The sequence below is a fragment of the Lysobacter sp. Root983 genome (assembly GCF_001429345.1).
In the GTDB taxonomy this organism is placed as follows: Bacteria; Pseudomonadota; Gammaproteobacteria; order Xanthomonadales; family Xanthomonadaceae; genus Lysobacter.
This window is the reverse complement of record NZ_LMJO01000008.1, coordinates 16947-17295: the sequence shown is the minus strand read 5'-3', so window position 1 is coordinate 17295 and position 349 is coordinate 16947.

Here is a 349-nt window from a genome sequence, read left to right as displayed (position 1 = left end):
CATCGGCAGCGCCGCCGGCGACGCCGTCTCGTCGGCCACCATGCCTTCCAGCAGGGTGATGAAATGGCCGGCAAAACGCTCGATCGTCGCATGGTCGAACAAGTCGATGGCGTACTTGAGCTCGCCGTGCAGGCTGGCGCCATCGTCCTTGAACGACAACGACAGATCGAAGTTCGCCACCGGATGTTCGGCGGCGATGGATGAGAGCGTCAGTCCAGGCAACGCCTGGACATCATCGGTTACCGGCGTGTTGTCCAGGGACAGCATCACCTGGAACAGCGGACTGTGGCTCAGGCTGCGCGCGGGCTGCACCGCTTCCACCACCTGCTCGAACGGCAGTTCCTGGTGC